General features: G+C 37.8%; 19 protein-coding genes and 2 tRNA genes. 13 read left to right on the forward strand and 8 right to left on the reverse strand.

Annotation, left to right across the window (positions count from 1 at the left end; translation table 11 throughout):
* Positions 1–505: 505 nt before the first annotated feature.
* From FJA49_RS11150 to FJA49_RS11170, 5 genes are all read left to right on the forward strand, one after another.
* The gene (locus tag FJA49_RS11150) at positions 506–1,897 is read left to right on the forward strand and encodes an RtcB family protein (RefSeq protein WP_140001000.1); all 1,392 of its coding nucleotides are present in this window, start codon (positions 506–508) and stop codon (positions 1,895–1,897) included.
* A gap of 11 nt (positions 1,898–1,908) precedes the next feature.
* Entirely contained in the window at positions 1,909–2,598 is a 690-nt protein-coding gene (gene prfH / locus FJA49_RS11155; protein WP_140001001.1) for a peptide chain release factor H, read from the forward strand.
* Positions 2,585–3,094: a tetratricopeptide repeat protein gene (locus FJA49_RS11160; RefSeq protein ID WP_140001002.1), complete on the forward strand. Its 510-nt coding sequence runs from the start codon at positions 2,585–2,587 to the stop codon at positions 3,092–3,094. Before prfH ends, FJA49_RS11160 begins: the two co-directional genes overlap by 14 nt.
* Before the next feature lie 195 nt (positions 3,095–3,289).
* On the forward strand, positions 3,290–3,985 hold the full coding sequence (locus FJA49_RS11165; protein ID WP_140001003.1) for a hypothetical protein: 696 nt from the start codon (positions 3,290–3,292) through the stop codon (positions 3,983–3,985).
* 92 nt (positions 3,986–4,077) lie between these two features.
* Positions 4,078–6,273 (forward strand): B12-binding domain-containing radical SAM protein, encoded by a 2,196-nt coding sequence (locus FJA49_RS11170; protein ID WP_140001004.1) that lies wholly within the window; start codon positions 4,078–4,080, stop codon positions 6,271–6,273.
* Here the strand turns inward: FJA49_RS11170 and FJA49_RS11175 are convergent.
* From FJA49_RS11175 to FJA49_RS11180, 3 genes are all read right to left on the reverse strand, one after another.
* On the reverse strand, positions 6,270–6,698 hold the full coding sequence (locus tag FJA49_RS11175) for a hypothetical protein (RefSeq protein ID WP_140001005.1): 429 nt from the start codon (positions 6,696–6,698) through the stop codon (positions 6,270–6,272). The genes FJA49_RS11170 and FJA49_RS11175 overlap by 4 nt on opposite strands.
* Before the next feature lie 84 nt (positions 6,699–6,782).
* A complete protein-coding gene (locus FJA49_RS18435; protein ID WP_158629482.1) occupies positions 6,783–6,953 on the reverse strand; it encodes a hypothetical protein in 171 nt (56 codons plus the stop codon).
* Positions 6,954–6,995: 42 nt separating this feature from the next.
* Positions 6,996–7,541, reverse strand: a complete 546-nt coding sequence (locus FJA49_RS11180) for a GNAT family N-acetyltransferase (RefSeq protein WP_140001006.1) — start codon at positions 7,539–7,541, stop codon at positions 6,996–6,998.
* A gap of 195 nt (positions 7,542–7,736) precedes the next feature.
* On the opposite strand from FJA49_RS11180, the gene FJA49_RS11185 reads away from it, so the two are divergent.
* Positions 7,737–8,291: a DUF2975 domain-containing protein gene (locus tag FJA49_RS11185; RefSeq protein ID WP_140001007.1), complete on the forward strand. Its 555-nt coding sequence runs from the start codon at positions 7,737–7,739 to the stop codon at positions 8,289–8,291.
* Between the two features lie 3 nt (positions 8,292–8,294).
* A complete protein-coding gene (locus FJA49_RS11190; protein WP_140001008.1) occupies positions 8,295–8,507 on the forward strand; it encodes a helix-turn-helix domain-containing protein in 213 nt (70 codons plus the stop codon).
* 63 nt (positions 8,508–8,570) lie between these two features.
* On the opposite strand, the gene FJA49_RS11195 is transcribed toward FJA49_RS11190, so the two are convergent.
* The gene (locus tag FJA49_RS11195) at positions 8,571–8,918 is read right to left on the reverse strand and encodes a nuclear transport factor 2 family protein (protein ID WP_140001009.1); all 348 of its coding nucleotides are present in this window, start codon (positions 8,916–8,918) and stop codon (positions 8,571–8,573) included.
* Positions 8,919–9,104: 186 nt separating this feature from the next.
* On the opposite strand from FJA49_RS11195, the gene FJA49_RS11200 reads away from it, so the two are divergent.
* Positions 9,105–9,875 carry a tetratricopeptide repeat protein gene (locus FJA49_RS11200; RefSeq protein WP_233590135.1) on the forward strand — a complete coding sequence of 257 codons (771 nt, stop codon included), beginning with the start codon at positions 9,105–9,107 and terminating at the stop codon, positions 9,873–9,875.
* 50 nt (positions 9,876–9,925) lie between these two features.
* Here the strand turns inward: FJA49_RS11200 and rimO are convergent, their stop codons facing one another.
* A complete protein-coding gene (rimO, locus tag FJA49_RS11205) occupies positions 9,926–11,242 on the reverse strand; it encodes a 30S ribosomal protein S12 methylthiotransferase RimO (RefSeq protein WP_140001010.1) in 1,317 nt (438 codons plus the stop codon).
* A 67-nt stretch (positions 11,243–11,309) separates the two neighbouring features.
* Here rimO and FJA49_RS11210 point away from each other — a divergent pair, with 67 nt between their 5' ends.
* The gene (locus tag FJA49_RS11210) at positions 11,310–12,248 is read left to right on the forward strand and encodes a M23 family metallopeptidase (protein WP_140001011.1); all 939 of its coding nucleotides are present in this window, start codon (positions 11,310–11,312) and stop codon (positions 12,246–12,248) included.
* Positions 12,249–12,294: 46 nt separating this feature from the next.
* Here FJA49_RS11210 and FJA49_RS11215 read toward each other — a convergent pair whose 3' ends face one another.
* Positions 12,295–13,791, reverse strand: coding sequence for an OmpP1/FadL family transporter (locus tag FJA49_RS11215; protein ID WP_140001012.1), 1,497 nt, complete (start codon positions 13,789–13,791; stop codon positions 12,295–12,297).
* 91 nt (positions 13,792–13,882) lie between these two features.
* A complete protein-coding gene (locus tag FJA49_RS11220) occupies positions 13,883–14,875 on the reverse strand; it encodes a hypothetical protein (protein WP_140001013.1) in 993 nt (330 codons plus the stop codon).
* Positions 14,876–14,988: 113 nt separating this feature from the next.
* Between FJA49_RS11220 and proS the strand changes: the two genes are divergently transcribed.
* From proS to rpsT, 4 genes are all read left to right on the forward strand, one after another.
* Positions 14,989–16,467 carry a proline--tRNA ligase gene (proS, locus tag FJA49_RS11225; protein WP_140001014.1) on the forward strand — a complete coding sequence of 493 codons (1,479 nt, stop codon included), beginning with the start codon at positions 14,989–14,991 and terminating at the stop codon, positions 16,465–16,467.
* 78 nt (positions 16,468–16,545) lie between these two features.
* Positions 16,546–16,617 (forward strand) — tRNA-Glu (locus FJA49_RS11230).
* A 45-nt stretch (positions 16,618–16,662) separates the two neighbouring features.
* Positions 16,663–16,734: transfer RNA gene (locus FJA49_RS11235), tRNA-Glu, on the forward strand.
* Positions 16,735–16,766: 32 nt separating this feature from the next.
* Positions 16,767–17,018: a 30S ribosomal protein S20 gene (rpsT, locus tag FJA49_RS11240; RefSeq protein WP_140001015.1), complete on the forward strand. Its 252-nt coding sequence runs from the start codon at positions 16,767–16,769 to the stop codon at positions 17,016–17,018.
* A gap of 136 nt (positions 17,019–17,154) precedes the next feature.
* On the opposite strand, the gene FJA49_RS11245 is transcribed toward rpsT, so the two are convergent.
* Positions 17,155–17,553 (reverse strand): response regulator, encoded by a 399-nt coding sequence (locus FJA49_RS11245; RefSeq protein ID WP_140001016.1) that lies wholly within the window; start codon positions 17,551–17,553, stop codon positions 17,155–17,157.

The raw sequence follows: 17,553 nt of genomic DNA on the forward strand, positions 1-17,553 counted from the left end.
CACCTTAGCACCTTAGCACCTTAGCACCTTAGCACCTTAGCACCTTAGCACCTTAGCACCTTAGCACCTTAGCACCTTAGCACCTTAGCACCTTAGCACCTTAGCACCTTAGCACCTTAGCGCCTTAATCCCTCAGAAACTTTAAAAAAAATTTGCATAATTCAAAAACTATTCTAAATATTTGCACACGAAAAATTAATAACACTTTTAAAACGAAGAAAAATGACTGTATTTGCATCATCATTTCAAAGCTACTCACCAACAGGATTTGGTGCTGTGCGACTTCGTGGCTTATTTCAATCTTAGAAATATTTTTTTAGATATATAAAAAAGCCCGAAGCAATTTAGACTCGGGCTTTTTTTATTCTAGACACTTCAAAATTTTCCCGAAAAACAGTTCCATTATTTATCCGAAGGGATAAAAGATTTAGCACGCTTATGTTTTTTTCTAAGCTATTTAGAAATTGATATAAGCGGCGCAGAATAATTACAATTAATAAAATTTATGGGAAATAAATTAACCGGAAAAGACCTGATCAAATTGGGCTTTCCGAAAAACAATTCAATAAATATTGCCCTTGGGCAAATAAACAGATATAGAAAAAGAGAAAAAAAGGAATCCATTCTGGCAGAAGCGAAAGAGGTTTTGCTGCATCCGGAAAAATTCAACGGTCACGGAACTTGGGGTAAAGTAGCTGAAGGTTTGGTAAATCCTGTACAGGTGAGAATGCATCAATTGAAAACAACAAGGGCTCCATTTGCGATTTTTGGAGAAAATGAAATCGATGAACAAGCCAAGTTTCAATTGTATGACTCGCTCAAACTGCCAATTTCGGTAGCAGGAGCCTTGATGCCCGATGCGCACTCAGGATACGGACTGCCTATTGGAGGTGTTTTGGCTACAGACAATGCTGTGATTCCGTACGGAGTTGGTGTTGATATCGGTTGCCGTATGAGCCTTTCTATTTTTGACCTGCCAGCGTCGTTCCTAAAAGGAAAAGACCATCAGTTGGAGGCCATTTTGAAAGACCATACCAAGTTTGGGATGTATGAAACACACGCAATTAAGGCAGATCATGAAGTGTTCTACAGACGGGAATTTCAGGATATTCCGCTATTGAAACGCCTTTTAGACAAGGCTTACAAACAGCTCGGAACTTCTGGTGGCGGTAATCATTTTGTGGAATTCGGAATTGTCAAGATTGATAATCCGCTAAACGAATGGAAAATAGGAGCAGGAGAGTACTTTGCCGTTCTTTCTCACAGTGGATCACGCGGATTGGGCGCAAATATTGCCAAGCATTACACTTATTTGGCAACAAAACAATGTCCGCTACCTAAGAATGTACAGCATTTGGCTTGGTTGGACCTTAACACGCACGATGGTCAGGAATATTGGCTTGCGATGAATTTGGCTGGTGATTATGCCAAAGCCTGTCATGACGATATTCACAGAAGGATTGCCAAGATACTTGGAAAAAGAGTAGTGGTAACCATTGAAAACCATCACAATTTTGCGTGGAAAGAAATAATTGAAGGCAAGGAATGTATTGTTCATAGAAAAGGAGCGACTCCGGCGGCTGAAGGACAATTAGGAATTATTCCGGGTTCGATGACAGCGCCAGGTTATATTGTCAAGGGAAAAGGTAATGCAGAAAGCTTGAATTCAGCTTCTCATGGAGCAGGAAGATTATTTTCAAGAGCAAAATGCAAAAGTACCTTCACACAGAGTGAAATCAAAAAGGTACTGCTGGCAAATGATGTTACTCTTATTGGAGGCAATATTGATGAAGCGCCTATGGCCTACAAAGACATTACGAAAGTAATGGCAAACCAAAGCGAATTGGTAGAAGTACTAGGGACATTCACTCCGAAAATTGTCAGAATGGATCGATAAAAAATTAAAAGATGGAAAAGATAATTCAGATAACAGCAGGCCGCGGGCCAGCAGAATGCACTTGGGTAGTTGCCCAAGTGCTTAAAAAAGTTTTGGATGAAGCGCAGGAACTGCAACTTGAAACCATTGTATTGCATCGTCAGCCGGGTTCTGAAAATGGAACAGTCGAAACGGCTACCCTTTCTGTAAAAGGAAAAGAGGTGATGCAGTTTGTAAATTCCTGGGTAGGAACTATCCAATGGATTGGGCAAAGCCAATTCAGAAAGATGCATAAGCGAAAAAACTGGTTTATTGGAATTTTTGAAATTGAAAAACAGAAAAATTGGTCGATTTCAGAAAACGAAATCCAATATCAGGCAATGAGAAGCTCAGGAGCAGGAGGACAGCATGTGAATAAGGTAAGTTCGGCTATCAGGGCGACACATTTGCCAACAGGAATTGCTGTGGTGGCAATGGACAGTCGCTCGCAGCACCAAAACAAAAAACTGGCAACAGAAAGATTATTAAAAAAACTTGAAAGTGAGACTTTACAGCAGCTCAAAGATCATGTAGGCAAACAATGGGAGAACCAGCTGAATATTCAACGTGGAAACCCAACGAGAACATTTGCCGGAACAGATTTTAAGAAGAATAAAATTGAGAAAAGCTATAAAGGAACACGCAGAAAATTAAAAACAGATTTAAGAAATGAAAACAATTGATAAATATGTATTTCAAGCTTTAGATAGCTATCCTTATTCACTAGAAGAAACTATAGAATCATTAGATTATGCTTTTTCCTATGATGCTAAAAATACTATGGTGCTTTGTCTTTACGGAAGAATCCAGGCTGAGCAATTGTTGAATTATGAAGCTGCCAAAAACTATTTTGAGGAGGCTTTTACAATCAATATCCATGCGTTAGAAGTCTATCCATATTATATACAAACGCTTATCTTAAATGAAGATTATGAAGAAGCGTTGCGATTGATTGATTTTGCGCTTACAATTAAAGGTATAAACAAGGCAGACATTTATGTAAAGAAAGCCATACTTTTTGAGGTAAAACATAAATTCAAAAAAGCAATGAGTGAAATCAGAAATGCAAAACTGCATTCTATAAGCTATGATTCAGAATCTGAGATTAGAGATGTTGAAAAAAGAATCAAGGGTAAGATCGAATTGGTTAAGAAGAAATCTAAAAAGAAATCAAATTAATTTTAGCTAAAGGCTGTCCTATTTGGCAGCCTTTATATTTATAGTGATGGGCAGCGGATATCTTTTTAATTGATTAAGATAAACTTCCCGCTAAGAATCACTAAAAATCTATAAAAAAAATCATCTTAAAAATTTCTTAAATTTAACAAGAAGTACTAAGTTTGAGATGAAATATAAATAAAAGACAAACCTTATATGAGAGCACTCAAAATCATTTCGGACTTACTTCCAATTCCAAGTTATACGGTAATATTAATCTGTTTTTTCTTTCCTTTTATTACGATCAAATGCGGTACAACAGAATTGGTTTCTGTTACAGGCTTTGATTATGTGGTAGGAACGGATATAAAGGAAAAGACGAAAAACAATGAGTTTTCTAAAAAACTGGAAAAACAATTAGGAAAAGACTTGTTTGGTGCAGCCGGAAGCGATTTGGATTCTCTGGATGTTGATGAAGATGGAAATCCGAAAAAAGCAGAAAGTTCACTCCTTCCTGAAGAAACGCCAGACGAAAGAAATAGTAGAATTGTTATGATGGTCATGATGGGGATTCCATTTCTTATGGCTATAGCAGGACTGATTTTTAGTTTTATCAAAATCAAGCGTAAAGGACTACTGCATATTGTTCTTTCTTCTGTTGGATTTTTAGTGTTGCTTGTTTTTGGAATCATAATCAAAAGTTCTGACGAGCTGAATGCTGTTACATCTATGGCAGACGGCATGGGTGGAGGAATGATTACCATAGGCATGGGAACCGCATACTATATGGCAACTATATTGTTCTTGCTGTTAATTATGTTTTTTGGTATGCAGAAGTATCTGAAAAATCTCTATAAGGAAGAACAGGTCATTCGAGATGAAGCAATGGACGAATTCCTTACAAAAGAATAATTAATTAAAAACTCCCTAAATTGGGAGTTTTTTCGTTTTATACAGACACTTTCACAAATAAGCAATATTTTTGCGGCTTAATATAACTTGTTTTGAGTCCGACTGTTTTTTTAATTACGCCACCTTTTACCCAGCTGAATACTCCGTATCCGGCAACGGCATATATTAAAGGGTTTTTGAATACAAAGAATGTTTCTTGTTTTCAGGCGGATCTTGGAATTGAGGTCATCTTAGAGCTATTCTCAAAACAAGGATTAAGCGATTTGTTTTCTGAAGCGGAAAAAGCACCGGATAAATCGGACAATGCAAAACGAATTCTGGCATTACAAGAAGAATATCTCAAAACAATCGATTCGGTAATGCTTTTTTTGCAAGGCAAGAATCCAACATTGTCACACCTGATTTGCCAGGAGGATTTTCTTCCGGAAGCTTCCCGGTTTTCACAACTTGAGGAATTAGATTGGGCTTTCGGGACTATGGGAACTCAGGATAAGGCTAAACATTTGGCCACCTTATACCTTGAAGATATTTCGGATCTTATTATTGAATGTGTTGATGAAAATTTTGGATTTAGCCGTTATGCAGAAAGAATGGGGCGTTCTGCCAATTCCTTTGATGCACTTTATGAAATGTTGCACAGGGAATCTACTTATATAGATAGATTATTGCTTGGGAATCTGGATCAGAAAATGAAGGAATTACAGCCAAAGTTGGTCTGCTTTTCAGTTCCATTCCCAGGAAATTTATACAGCGCTTTCAAAAGTGCCCAGTTTATTAAAAAGCATTATCCCAATACCAAGATCGCTATGGGCGGTGGATTTCCTAACACGGAATTACGCTCCTTGTCAGATATTAGGGTAATGGAGTTTTTTGATTATATCACATTGGACGATGGCGAAGTTCCTATCGAAGAGCTTATTTTAAGCATCGAAAACCCGAATTATGATTCTTATAAAAGAACATTTCTTCTGGAAAACGGAAAAATTATCTATAAAAATAATTCCTCTAAAAAAGATTATAAGCAATCTGAGGTGGGAACTCCAGATTATTCGGATCTACTTTTAGACAGTTATATTTCGGTCATAGAAATTGTCAACCCAATGCACAGAATGTGGAGTGACGGACGCTGGAATAAGCTTACTATGGCACATGGCTGTTATTGGGGGAAATGTACGTTTTGTGACATCTCACTGGATTACATAAAAGTATATGAGCCGGTAGCTGCCAAACTGCTTTGTGACAGGATGGAAGAACTTATCAGGCAAACAGGACAGAATGGTTTTCATTTTGTAGACGAAGCTGCACCTCCTGCATTGATGCGAGCACTTGCATTGGAAATTTTACGCAGGAAATTGGCGGTTACCTGGTGGACTAATATTCGTTTTGAAAAAAGTTTTACCCGTGATTTATGTCTTCTGTTAAAAGCATCGGGCTGTATTGCCGTTTCCGGAGGATTGGAAGTAGCTTCAGACAGGCTGTTGGAATTAATTCAAAAAGGCGTTACTGTAGCTCAAGTAGCACGGGTAACACGAAATTTTACAGAAGCAGGTATTATGGTACATGCTTACTTGATGTATGGGTTTCCAACTCAAACGGCTCAGGAAACAATAGATTCTTTAGAAATGGTGCGCCAGTTGTTTGAAATAGGAGTCTTGCAATCCGGTTTTTGGCATCAATTTGCAATGACGGCGCATAGCCCTGTGGGAATGTATCCGGAAAAATTTGGCGTATTAAAAGAAACAGAAGCCTTGGGGACTTTTGCGAATAACGATATTATACATATTGATAAAACCGGAACCGATCACGATGCTTATAGCTTTGGCTTAAAGAAATCATTATTCAACTATATGCATGGTATCTGTTTTGATTTTCCGCTGCAGGACTGGTTTGATTTTAAAATACCCCGAACTAAAATTCCAAGCGATTATATCTACAATGCGGTACATGAAGAAGAAAATTGGAACGTTAAGCCAACTGCAAAAATAGTATGGTTAGGCAGCAAGCCTTTGATTTCGACCTACACCAAGTCTAAAAAAGGAAATTCATGGGAGATGGCTTCTTTGGATTTTCATGCTAAAAAAGAAGCTTTTTCTGTTTCTGTCAGTAAGGAACAGGGAATCTGGCTTGGAGATATGCTGGAAAAAATAGCAGTTTCAAATTTGAAAACGTATACGTATCAGGAAGTCAAAACCGATTATGAAAATAATTCCGGATTAGAAGATTTTGAACTGTTCTGGTACAGTAAGCCAATCAATTCTTTACGAGAACAAGGTTTGCTAGTACTTTAGTACGTCATTGCTTTCTTCTCGTTGTCTTCTTTCATTTTTAAATATTTAGCGGACTGGTCTTTCGATAATAATTTTAAAACTTCGACATCAATCTTATCCATTATTTCTCGCATCTTGTCTCTCTTTTCCTGGACATGTATATTGCTTTTAGAAATCTCTTCAATATTGCTTTTGTTGTCGTTTATAATTGCTTTCACGGCAGCAAATTGCAAACCATCCAGTTTTAGTTCTTTGTCCAGATAGGTCGCCCAGCTTTCGGCCATATCAACTTTTTCCTTGCTGTTTTTCTTAGGTTTGTTTTGTCTTACTTCTGAGCCAATAGATCGGTCAACACCGCCTCCATAGGGATTATAATATTGTGCAGAAGCTGTATCAGGACAAAGCATTAGAAAAAATATAGCGATAAAGAACAATCCGGTTTTCATAAATTAAGATTTTTGAGTTTCAAACTTACTCATTTTTTAAGCCAAATATAAAAAAATGGGATATTTTAACAAGATGTATGCGGTTCATCGGTCGTTATCATTAACCTCAGACTCTTCTTCAGGTTTTGCCTTGTATTCTTCGTTGAAAAATTTCTCGACCTTTTTTTGGTCTTTTAGATTTCGCTTAATCAGAAATACAATCAAAATCAAGCCAATCAAAACTATAATACTTATTGTTATCCAGTTGATTTCCATGATTTTTTATATAAAGTTATGAAAATCCTAATGAAGTTCATGTTATCTTTTTAGATGCTCCTCTTTTAGCAGGGAATAAACCACAGAATCTTCAAATCGCCCGTCTTTTTGATAATGTTGGCGTAAATGACCTTCCTTTATAAATCCAAATTTATTGACTAACTGTATTGATGCAGTGTTTGTTGGACTGATAAAAGCCTCGACACGATGGAGTTGCATAGTATCAAATCCATAGTCAAGAACGTGCTGCAAGGCTTCGCTCATCAATCCCATTCCTTTGAAATTATCGTCAGTAAGTGCATATCCAATTTCGGCACGGTCATGATCCAGATACCAGGTATGGTATCCACATCCACCAATAACCCTATTGCTTTTCTTATCAAGTAATTGAAATAGCACCATCGACTTATTGTGCGTGGTTATTCCTTTTTTGAATTTTTCCTTTTCTGCCTGCAGCTTTTCTGGACTAGAAATACCTAAAAACTCTTGTAGCTCTTTTTCAGAAAAATGCTCAAACACATAGTGGTAGGTTTCGGGTATAATCTTCCTGAGTAAGAGTCTTTCTGTTTCAATCGTAAAGAAAATCATGTTGAAATTTATGAATAGTATTATGTAAAAATAAATAAAAAATAGAGTTGGATGCTCAATAAATAGAAGGATTATATGCCTTTTATCAATATAAATTAATCTATGTTCGAAAAATATTTTATATTTTTCAGTATAAATTTATTGTTTTTCAATAAAAATAAATATATTTGTACCGTAATGATTAAATCAAACGATATGGAAATTAAAATTAGTACTAATCAAATCCTTGCTGTATTGCATGTCTTATCCTGGATCATATTTCTCGGATTGTGTTTTGAAGCGGGTGCTCTTATGGTTAATGCTGTTATGACATTGACGCTGGATCCAACAGAAACGAAACATTTATGGATGCTGATCGATTTCTCTGATCTGTACAACTACGGTTCTCAGCATTATGTGGTAATAATGTCGCAAATTATTATTGTGGCAGTACTAAAAGCACTGATGTTTTATTTGATTGTAAAAATTCTATACGAGAAAAAACTGGATATGGCGCAGCCTTTTAACCCTGCACTGAGGCGTTTTATTTTGCTAGTATCTTATCTGGCTTTAGGAATAGGATTTTTTTCTGGTTGGGGAGCGGAGTACAGTAAGGGGCTGGTTCAGCAAGGTGTTGTTATGCCTAGTTTAGACGATATGCACTTAGACGGTTCTGATGTGTGGCTATTTATATGGATAATTCTTTTAATCATAGCGCAAATTTTCAAAAGAGGCATCGAAATCCAATCCGAAAATGACCTAACAATATAGCTTATGCCAATAATAGTAAACGTAGATGTGATGATGGCAAAGCGGAAGATGTCACTCAATGAACTTTCTGAAAAGGTAGACATAACATTGTCGAATCTTTCAATCTTAAAAACAGGAAAAGCAAAAGCCATCCGATTCAGTACGCTGGAAGCGATATGTAAAGCGTTAGACTGTCAGCCGGCTGATGTTCTGGAATATCAGCCTGATACGAAATAGCTTTATAATAATTTGATCTTTTAAAAAAGCCTGCGGTATAATATTACATGCGGGCTTTTTATATTATCGAGTCATCTGATAGCTTGTCAGCTTTTTAATCTTTCCGTTTTCCATTTGAAAGACATCGCAAAATGCTGCATTAAGAAGGTCGCCTGTCCTGAAATTACATTTTATGGTACCTTCTGCTACAACAATATCATTTTCTTCGGTCAGACTGATAATTTCGATCTCAGGATTTTCTATAAAATGATTTTTTTCAATCTCCTTGTCAAAAGCTTCCTTTCCGGACAAATGGAAAAATCCGGGCATATCCCAGACTATATTTTCCGTAAGACACGAAAGGATTTTTTTGCGGTCGTAGGTCTTGAAGCCTTCTATATACGAAGCCACTGTATTTTTGTTCGCAGTCATGGCCTATGAATTTTTGCAAGTGTCGTACTAAAATTACAAAATATTTCTGTTATTCTGTTTTTAGTTTTAGTATAAAGGCTTGTGATAGATAGCGTTAACATTCTATTAACCAAGAAGTAGTTTGCGTTAACTCGGCCTTTTCAGATATAATGATACATTTGCGAAAACAACAAACCGATTGAGCTTATGAAAACTGTCTTTATGCTCTTGCTCTTTATGACTGGCTTTACTGTTTGGGCGCAAACAGAAGAAGAAATTGTCGAAAAACGTATTAATGAGGCCCGAAAATCATTTCACTTTTCACAAGACTATCAGGCAGAAATGGATAAGATCATAAAAGATTATCCACGCTCTGCGTATGCCTGGCAGCAAAAAGCAATGCCGCTTTTTAAACAAGGAAAATATGAGTACGCAATGCCTTTTTTAGACAAGGCAGTCGCTTTGGACCCAAAAGGATATTTGGATTACAGGGCTTTTATGAAATGTATTTTTGGCAAACGGTATGTTGAAGCGATTGAGGATTTTAAAGCTGCCAAGAAACTTAGCGGTAACTCCTATGTAATGGATCATACTTATGATTTTTACATAGCCATTTCTTACTTACAGTTGGGGAGATTTGCAGAAGCAGAACAGGTATTGGAAGCGGACCGAAAGACGCATTTAGCCACAAGTAGTGTGGAACCTCATTTTCTGGATGTGTTTTATTTGGGTATAGCCAAATATGAGCTTGGAAAATATGAGGAAGCCATAGCGCAATTTGACATCTCCATTGGAACCTATAAGGAGTTTTCAGATGCGGAATATTATAAGGGCTTATGTCTGATTAAGTTAGGAAGGAATGAGGAAGCGGATAAACTGGTGCAAAAAGCCATAACCGATTATAGAAACGGTTATACAATCAATGAAGATAATGTGATTTACGAGCGTTATCCTTATCAGGCTTATTTTCTAAAGTAAATTCCGATGATATATAAAAAAAGCCCTGTCAATCAGGGCTTTTTTATATCTTATAGTACAGCTTCGCCGTATAAGTCAAATTCGGCTGCGTCCGTAATTCTTACGTTTACAAATTCTCCGGTTTTTAAGTAGGCTTTTGAAGCATCAATAAGAACTTCGTTATCTACATCAGGACTGTCGAATTCTGTTCTTCCAACAAAGTGACCGCCTTCTTTTCTGTCAATGATGCAACGGTAAACCTGTCCGATTTTTTCCTGGTTTAATTCCCATGAAATTTGAGATTGTAGTTCCATGATTTCGTTGGCACGTTGTTGTTTTACTTCGGCAGGAACATCATCTTCCAATAAGTAAGCGTGTGTGTTCTCTTCATGAGAGTAGGCAAAACAGCCCAATCTTTCGAAGCGCATTTCTTCAACCCAGTTTTTCAAAATCTGGAAATCTTCTTCAGTCTCGCCCGGATATCCTACAATCAGGGTTGTACGGATTGTCATTCCAGGTACGGTATTGCGAAAATCTTCAATAAGTTTTGTCGTTTTGGCCTGAGTAGTTCCACGACGCATCGATTTTAATATGTTATCGGATATATGCTGAAGCGGAATGTCAAGATAGTTACAAATCTTTGGTTCTCGTTTCATTAGTTCCAACACATCCATCGGGAATCCTGTTGGGAAAGCATAGTGCAGACGAATCCATTCAATGCCTTCAACCGCAGCTAAATTTTCTAGTAATTCAGCCAGATTTCTCTTTTTGTATAAATCAAGACCGTAGTAGGTCAAATCTTGTGCGATAAGTATCAGTTCTTTTACTCCGTTTTTAGCTAGTCCTTTAGCTTCATTTACCAATTTTTCAATTGGCTGTGAAACGTGTTTGCCACGCATTAACGGAATGGCACAGAAACTGCAAGGACGGTCACATCCTTCGGCAATTTTAAGATACGCATAGTTTTTAGGAGTCGTTGTAAGACGCTCGCCTAATAATTCATGTCTGTAATCGGCTCCTAATGCTTTTAAAAGACCGGGCAATTCGGTAGTTCCAAAATATTGGTCTACATCAGGAATTTCTTTAATAAGGTCCGGCTTGTAGCGTTCAGAAAGACAGCCAGTCACAAAAACTTTATCGACTAAGCCTTGTTCTTTTTTGTCAACGTAGTTCAGAATCATATTTACAGATTCTTCCTTTGCATTGTCGATAAAACCACAGGTATTGATTACAATGATGTTTCCTTCTTCATGGGCAGGTGCTTCATGGGTCACATCTTTGCCGCTGGCACGTAGCTGGCCCATCAATACTTCGCTGTCATACACGTTTTTGGAACATCCCAGTGTAATTACATTGATTTTGTTTTTCTTTAATGATCTGGTTCTCATAGAATTGTAAATTGGAGTGCAAAATTAAGCTTTTTATGAATAGTAGCACTATGGTTGGGTAAATTTTATGAGGTTGGTATTGGCAGTAAGAAAAATAAGAGGCTATAAAATAGATTTGAAGGAAAGCCGTTTTTATATCGGTATTAGTTTTGATATATTGCGATTTAATAGTGTTATGGTAGTATTTATGAAGAAAATAGGAATGCTTTTTTTGTTGTTGGCTCCTTTGATGCTTTTGGCGCAGCAACGTGATGTTAAGGTATATAGAGAGTTTATTGAAGGGAAAACGGTGGTTTTTGCTGATAACAATGAATTTTGTCCGGTTTCTGTCTTGATCAGGACAGAGCTCCTTAATATGAAAAGTAGTCTTAAAGCTCCTTATGTATTGGTTCCGGCAAAGGCAACAAGATTCGTTTTAATGGAAATTTCGGTAATCAACCTTAAAAAAGAATTTAATTTTAAATACCAAAGCTCCTTTTTCTTGGGCGATATCAATCTCAAAAAATACGATATTGATTTTCCGTACAGCTTGCCTTATAAGCAAGGAGAAGAATATGTCATAGGACAAGGATATAATGGGAAAGTTTCACACCAAGGTGAGTTTGCCTTAGACTTTGCAATGCCAATTGGTACGGAGATTATGGCTGCCAGAGAAGGTATTGTTGTTGATGTAGAAGATAGTAATACAGAAACATGTATGACTAAAAACTGCGCTGAGTTCAATAATTATATCGTGGTTTATCATGAGGATGGAACGCTGGCAGAATATACGCATATTGACACCAAGGGTTCTTTTGTTAAAAAAGGGGATGTCATTAAGAAAGGTGATAAGATTGGACTTAGCGGGAATGTTGGTTGGTCATCAGGGCCACATCTGCATTTTTTCAGTTTTGTTTCGGATATAGAAAAGGGTAGGAGGTCGATCCGAACCAAATTCAGGACAGAAGGAAACAGGCTCGAATTCTTGCAGGAAAAGAAATCGTATAAAAAAGATTATGAGTTTTAAAAAAAAAGCCCCTGCAATGCAGGGGCTTTTTTTTTAAAAGGATATATTATAAGTCAAGCAATAATGTTAGCGTTACGTTGTTGCTGACCGATTTGACAGTGGTTGCGTCAACAAGGCCTTGCGAGAAAAAAGTCTGCTGCATGTCTCTTTTTGCATAAGAGTAAGCGGCATCCAGTCTTGTTCCGCCAAAATTGTAACCAAGACCGGCTGAAAATCCTTGCAGGTCTCCAATTGTTTTTCCGTTTTTATATGGGCTTTGCTCAAAACGATAACCACCTCTGAAGCTCCATTGTTTTGCTTTGGCTTCAGCACCTATACGTACTTCTGAAGTTGCATCAAGAAGTGATTCAAATTGTGCATTCGTTTGACTGTAATCGTTGCTTGGTCTGAAGCGGATATTGCTATAATCTTTCATAGCGTAATCAATACTAATCAGTCCGTATTTTCCAAAAACATAGGCTAAGCTTCCTGTATATTTTCCAGGTGTTTGTAGTCTATAAGAAGGATAAATCATAGTCAGGTTGGGGTCAACGATAACAGGATTACGTGTTCCGCAATCTGGGCAGTCTACCACCATGCTTTGACGTAATTCTTCATTCAGACGGAACCATGTAGGTGATTCGTATGCAATACCAACACGTAACTCAGGAGTGACTTTTGCGATAGCTCCAACCTGGAAAGAAAATCCGTTTCCGTAAGTATATAATTCATTTCGGAAACGCAGTCCTTGAGGTCCAGAGTTTGGATTATTACCTGGAGTATCCATATAATCTTCATAGAAGTTAGTTACACGAGTGTAATCTGTGAAATGGGAATTCAGGTTAAGTCCAAAATAAAATCGGTCTGTGAGTTGTACGCCTCCGTTAAAGGAAAGTTTTCCGTTGTATCCTGTGGATTCAATAAAGTTTTCCTGGTAATAATTACCGCCTATAGGTGCGTTTGAGGTATAAACCGTATTATTGTCGGTGTTTGCGGCAGGGTTGATGAGGAAACCATAATAACCAAAATAGGCCTGCTGCTCTCTGTATGTCATTGATCCAAAAGGAATATTTGTGATATCGCCTAGAGGAATTCCGTTGGCATGGCTTGAAAAATATTGGGCTACGGAATTTGTTGGATTGAATCCGCTTGCATGGAACTGGTTGTCGAAATTGGAAACGTTCTCATAATTTGCGGCAACTGTAAATTTTTTCCAATTACTTGAAGTGTCTTGGTTTTCAAAAACCCAGATAGCTCCCAGCTGGTTCAGGTCAAAACTATTGTCGTTTTCTTTTGTAGTCGTGCCAAAATAACGTGATTTGTTGCTAGTGCTATAGTTGCTAAGTGTTATGGCAATCTGGTTGGTTGTAAAAACTGCACTTCCGGCCGGATTGACGCCAATTGCCGAAAAATCACCTCCAAGTGCACCAAAAGCACCACTCATCCCTCTAAAGCGGGCCGTGCCTGTCAGGTTGTCCTGAGCATATCGCATGGCATCGGAAACTTCTTGTGCCTGCGCACTTAAAGCAAATCCCGCAATCATAAATAAAAAATACTTTTTCATAGGGTTAATTTTTTTCATAGGGGTTCAAAAAAATACCTATGCTATAACTTTTACGCATAGACATAGGCATTCTGTATCATTAAATTAAGTGTTATCCTCTTCGTCCGCCGCCACCGCCGCCAGATCTTCCGCCGCCGCCGTATGAGCCTCCTCCTGATGATCTTCCGCCTCCACTTGAACTTGGAGCGCTATATGATCTTGATGGTGGTGATACGCTTTGGTTTCTTGTAGAATTGCTTCGACTTGGGGTACTATAATTGTTGTTGCTGCTGTTTCTTGTCGTATTATAACTGTTTCTCGTTGTGTTATAATCGCTTCTTGTAGCATTGGTATTATAATCTCTTGTAGTACTATTGCTTCGGTTTCCGCTTGTATTGTATCGTGTTGAATTTCGGGTAGAATAATTGACTCCTTCTGATCTTCTTGAATTATTATAAGCGCTATTACTTCTGTAGCCTCTTGTTGCAGAGCTGCTTCTGTAGTAATTGTTTCTTCCATAGTTGTTGTTAGCATAGTAGCTTCTTCTTCCGTTGGCATAAGCGTAGTTATTGTAGTAGTGACCGCCATGCCAGTGGTTCCAACCGTAATTAGGGTAGTACCAGTTGTTCCAACCCCAGCCCCAGCCGCTGCCCCAACCTGGACCATACCAGCTATTCCAGCCCCAGCCGCCATACCAGCCGCCCCAGCCAAGACCCCAGCCCCAACCTGATCCGTACCAGTTGTTCCAACCCCAACTATTGTCGTAAACATTTACGGTTACATTGTCGGAATTGCTACCCCAGGCAGGATACGATGCAGTAGTAGCTACATAAGTAGTGTCGTTATAAGCAGGAGATGCATAACTATTGGAATCTGTGAAAATTTCAGGGTCGTCTTGAAGCGATCTGAAATATTCTCTATATCCATTACTGTTTTGCTCATTGCTAGCAGTAGTGTTCGATCTTCTTTCGTTATTGTTATAAACTCCGTCGGAGTCATAGTAAGATGAATTCTGATATGACCCACAGGAAGTCATAAGAATTGTCAACAGCCCAACCAATGAATAGAGGGATGCTGATTTCGGGGAAATGTAATAAGTTTTCATATCTTGAAGCAATTTTATTGTTGGACAATACAAAAGACAATACAAAAATAATTAGTTTTGCTGAATTATCTAGTTAAATAAAGTTAAACAATATTTGTGCCAAACTATTCAATATGAGTAAGAACCTTACAAAAAGATCAGAAGATTATTCTAAATGGTATAATGAACTGGTAGTAAAAGCAGATTTAGCCGAAAATTCTGGGGTTAGAGGCTGTATGGTTATCAAGCCATACGGTTACGCTATCTGGGAAAAGATGCAAGCAGAGTTAGACAGAATGTTCAAAGAGACAGGACATCAGAATGCCTATTTCCCGCTATTTGTGCCCAAGAGTATGTTTGAGGCTGAAGAGAAAAATGCCGAAGGTTTTGCTAAAGAATGTGCGATTGTCACTCATTATAGATTGAAAAACGACCCAGACAAACCTGGGAAATTAATGGTAGACCCTAACGCTAAGCTTGAAGAGGAACTTATTGTTCGCCCAACAAGTGAAGCTATTATCTGGTCTACTTATAAAGGATGGGTGCAATCTTATAGAGATTTACCGCTTTTGATTAACCAATGGGCAAATGTTGTGCGTTGGGAAATGAGAACCCGTTTGTTTTTAAGAACTGCTGAGTTTTTATGGCAGGAAGGGCATACGGCTCATGCTACACAAAGCGAAGCGATAGCAGAATCAGAACAAATGATGAATGTGTATGCTGATTTTGCGCAGAATTTTATGGCTATTCCGGTAATTAAAGGAATAAAGACAGAAACGGAGCGTTTTGCAGGAGCAGTAGAAACCTATTGTATTGAAGCGTTGATGCAAGACGGAAAAGCGTTGCAAGCCGGTACGTCTCACTTTTTAGGGCAGAATTTTGCAAAAGCTTTTGATGTTAAGTTTGCTAATGCGGAAGGAAAGCAAGAACATGTTTGGGGGACTTCATGGGGTGTTTCAACCCGTTTGATGGGAGCTCTGGTTATGACGCACTCTGATGATAACGGATTGGTTTTGCCTCCAAATTTGGCGCCAATCCAGGTTGTTATAGTTCCTATCTATAAAACAGATGAAGAATTTGCTGCCATATCTGAAGCAGCGAATACTTTAGTGTCGCAATTGCGTAAACTAAGAATATCTGTGAAATTTGATGACAGGACGACTCAGAAGCCAGGATTTAAATTTGCTGAATGGGAATTAAAAGGTGTTCCGGTTCGTGTTGCAGTTGGTCCGAAGGATTTGGAGAACGGAACTTTTGAAGTGGCAAGAAGAGATACATTGTCAAAAGAAGTTGTTTTAAAAGACAATATCGTTAACCATATTAATGGACTGTTGGAAGAAATTCAAGACAGTTTGTTTAATAAAGCATTGGAATACAGAGACACACACGTAACGGAAGTAAATTCGTTTGATGAATTTAAAGATGTTTTGGAGAACAAAGGAGGTTTTATTGCAGCACACTGGGATGGAACTCCGGAGACAGAAGAAAAAATCAAAGACCTGACTAAAGCAACAATTAGATGTATTGCTTTGGATAGAGTAGAAGAGGCTGGAAGCTGCGTGTTTACTGGGAAGCCTTCTGTTGGAAGAGTGCTTTTTGCTAAGGCATATTAAAAAAAATAAAAAAAAATCAAGGTAGCTATTGTGCGAATAAAAAATAGTTGTATTTTTGCATCCGCATTAGAGAAGCAAGGCCCGTTCGTCTATCGGTTAGGACGCCAGGTTTTCATCCTGGTAAGGGGGGTTCGATTCCCCCACGGGCTACAAGTTCAAAGTTTATTGAAAGTAAACTAACTTAGAAGGATTCAAGGTCCGTTCGTCTAGGGGTTAGGACGCCAGGTTTTCATCCTGGTAACAGGGGTTCGATTCCCCTACGGACTACAAAAAAATATTAAAAGAAAAAAAGTAAGAAAATGGCAAATCATAAGTCAGCTCTAAAAAGAATCAGAAGTAACGAAAAAAGAAGAGTATTAAACAGATACCAACACAAAACTACTCGTAATGCGATCAAAGCTTTGCGTTTGGCTACTGATAAATCTGATGCTTCTGCAAAATTATCAAATGTTATCTCTATGATTGATAAATTGGCTAAGAAAAATATTATTCACAATAATAAAGCTTCCAATTTAAAATCTAAATTGACTAAACACGTTTCTGCTCTTTAATCTGAGTGTGAACCGCTAAAATATGGAAAGCCCTCTATGAGGGCTTTTTTATTTCTCGTATTTCGAGTCACTAACGAAATAAGAGACCAGTTTTAAAATTACCAAATAAAAAAGCTCTCGATTTCGAGAGCTTTTTTTATAATTTGTCTTTTAGGTCTTCCAGCATTTCTTTGGTAATGGGTTTGGATAAGAAATCAATCACAATCGGGTAGGTTTTTGACTTTTCAATATCCGTTGGGTCAATAGTTGATGAAAGCACGATTACTTTTGTCTTAGTGTTGAATTCCTGATATTCCTTTTTTATAAAATTGTCCAGAAATTCCCAACCACCCATGACCGGCATGTTGAGGTCTAAAAAGATGAGTTCAGGACAGCGGGTATCATTAGTAGCTTTTAAATTAGCGTAATAGTCCATAGCTTCCTGCCCATTTTTTGCAGTAATTATTTCTTCTGTAAAAGATGCTTTAGCAATTACCATCTTGTAAAGCATTAGAGTAATTGGATCATCATCCACACATAAGATTTTATGTAGCAT

The sequence above is a fragment of the Flavobacterium microcysteis genome (assembly GCF_006385255.1).
GTDB lineage: Bacteria > Bacteroidota > Bacteroidia > Flavobacteriales > Flavobacteriaceae > Flavobacterium > Flavobacterium microcysteis.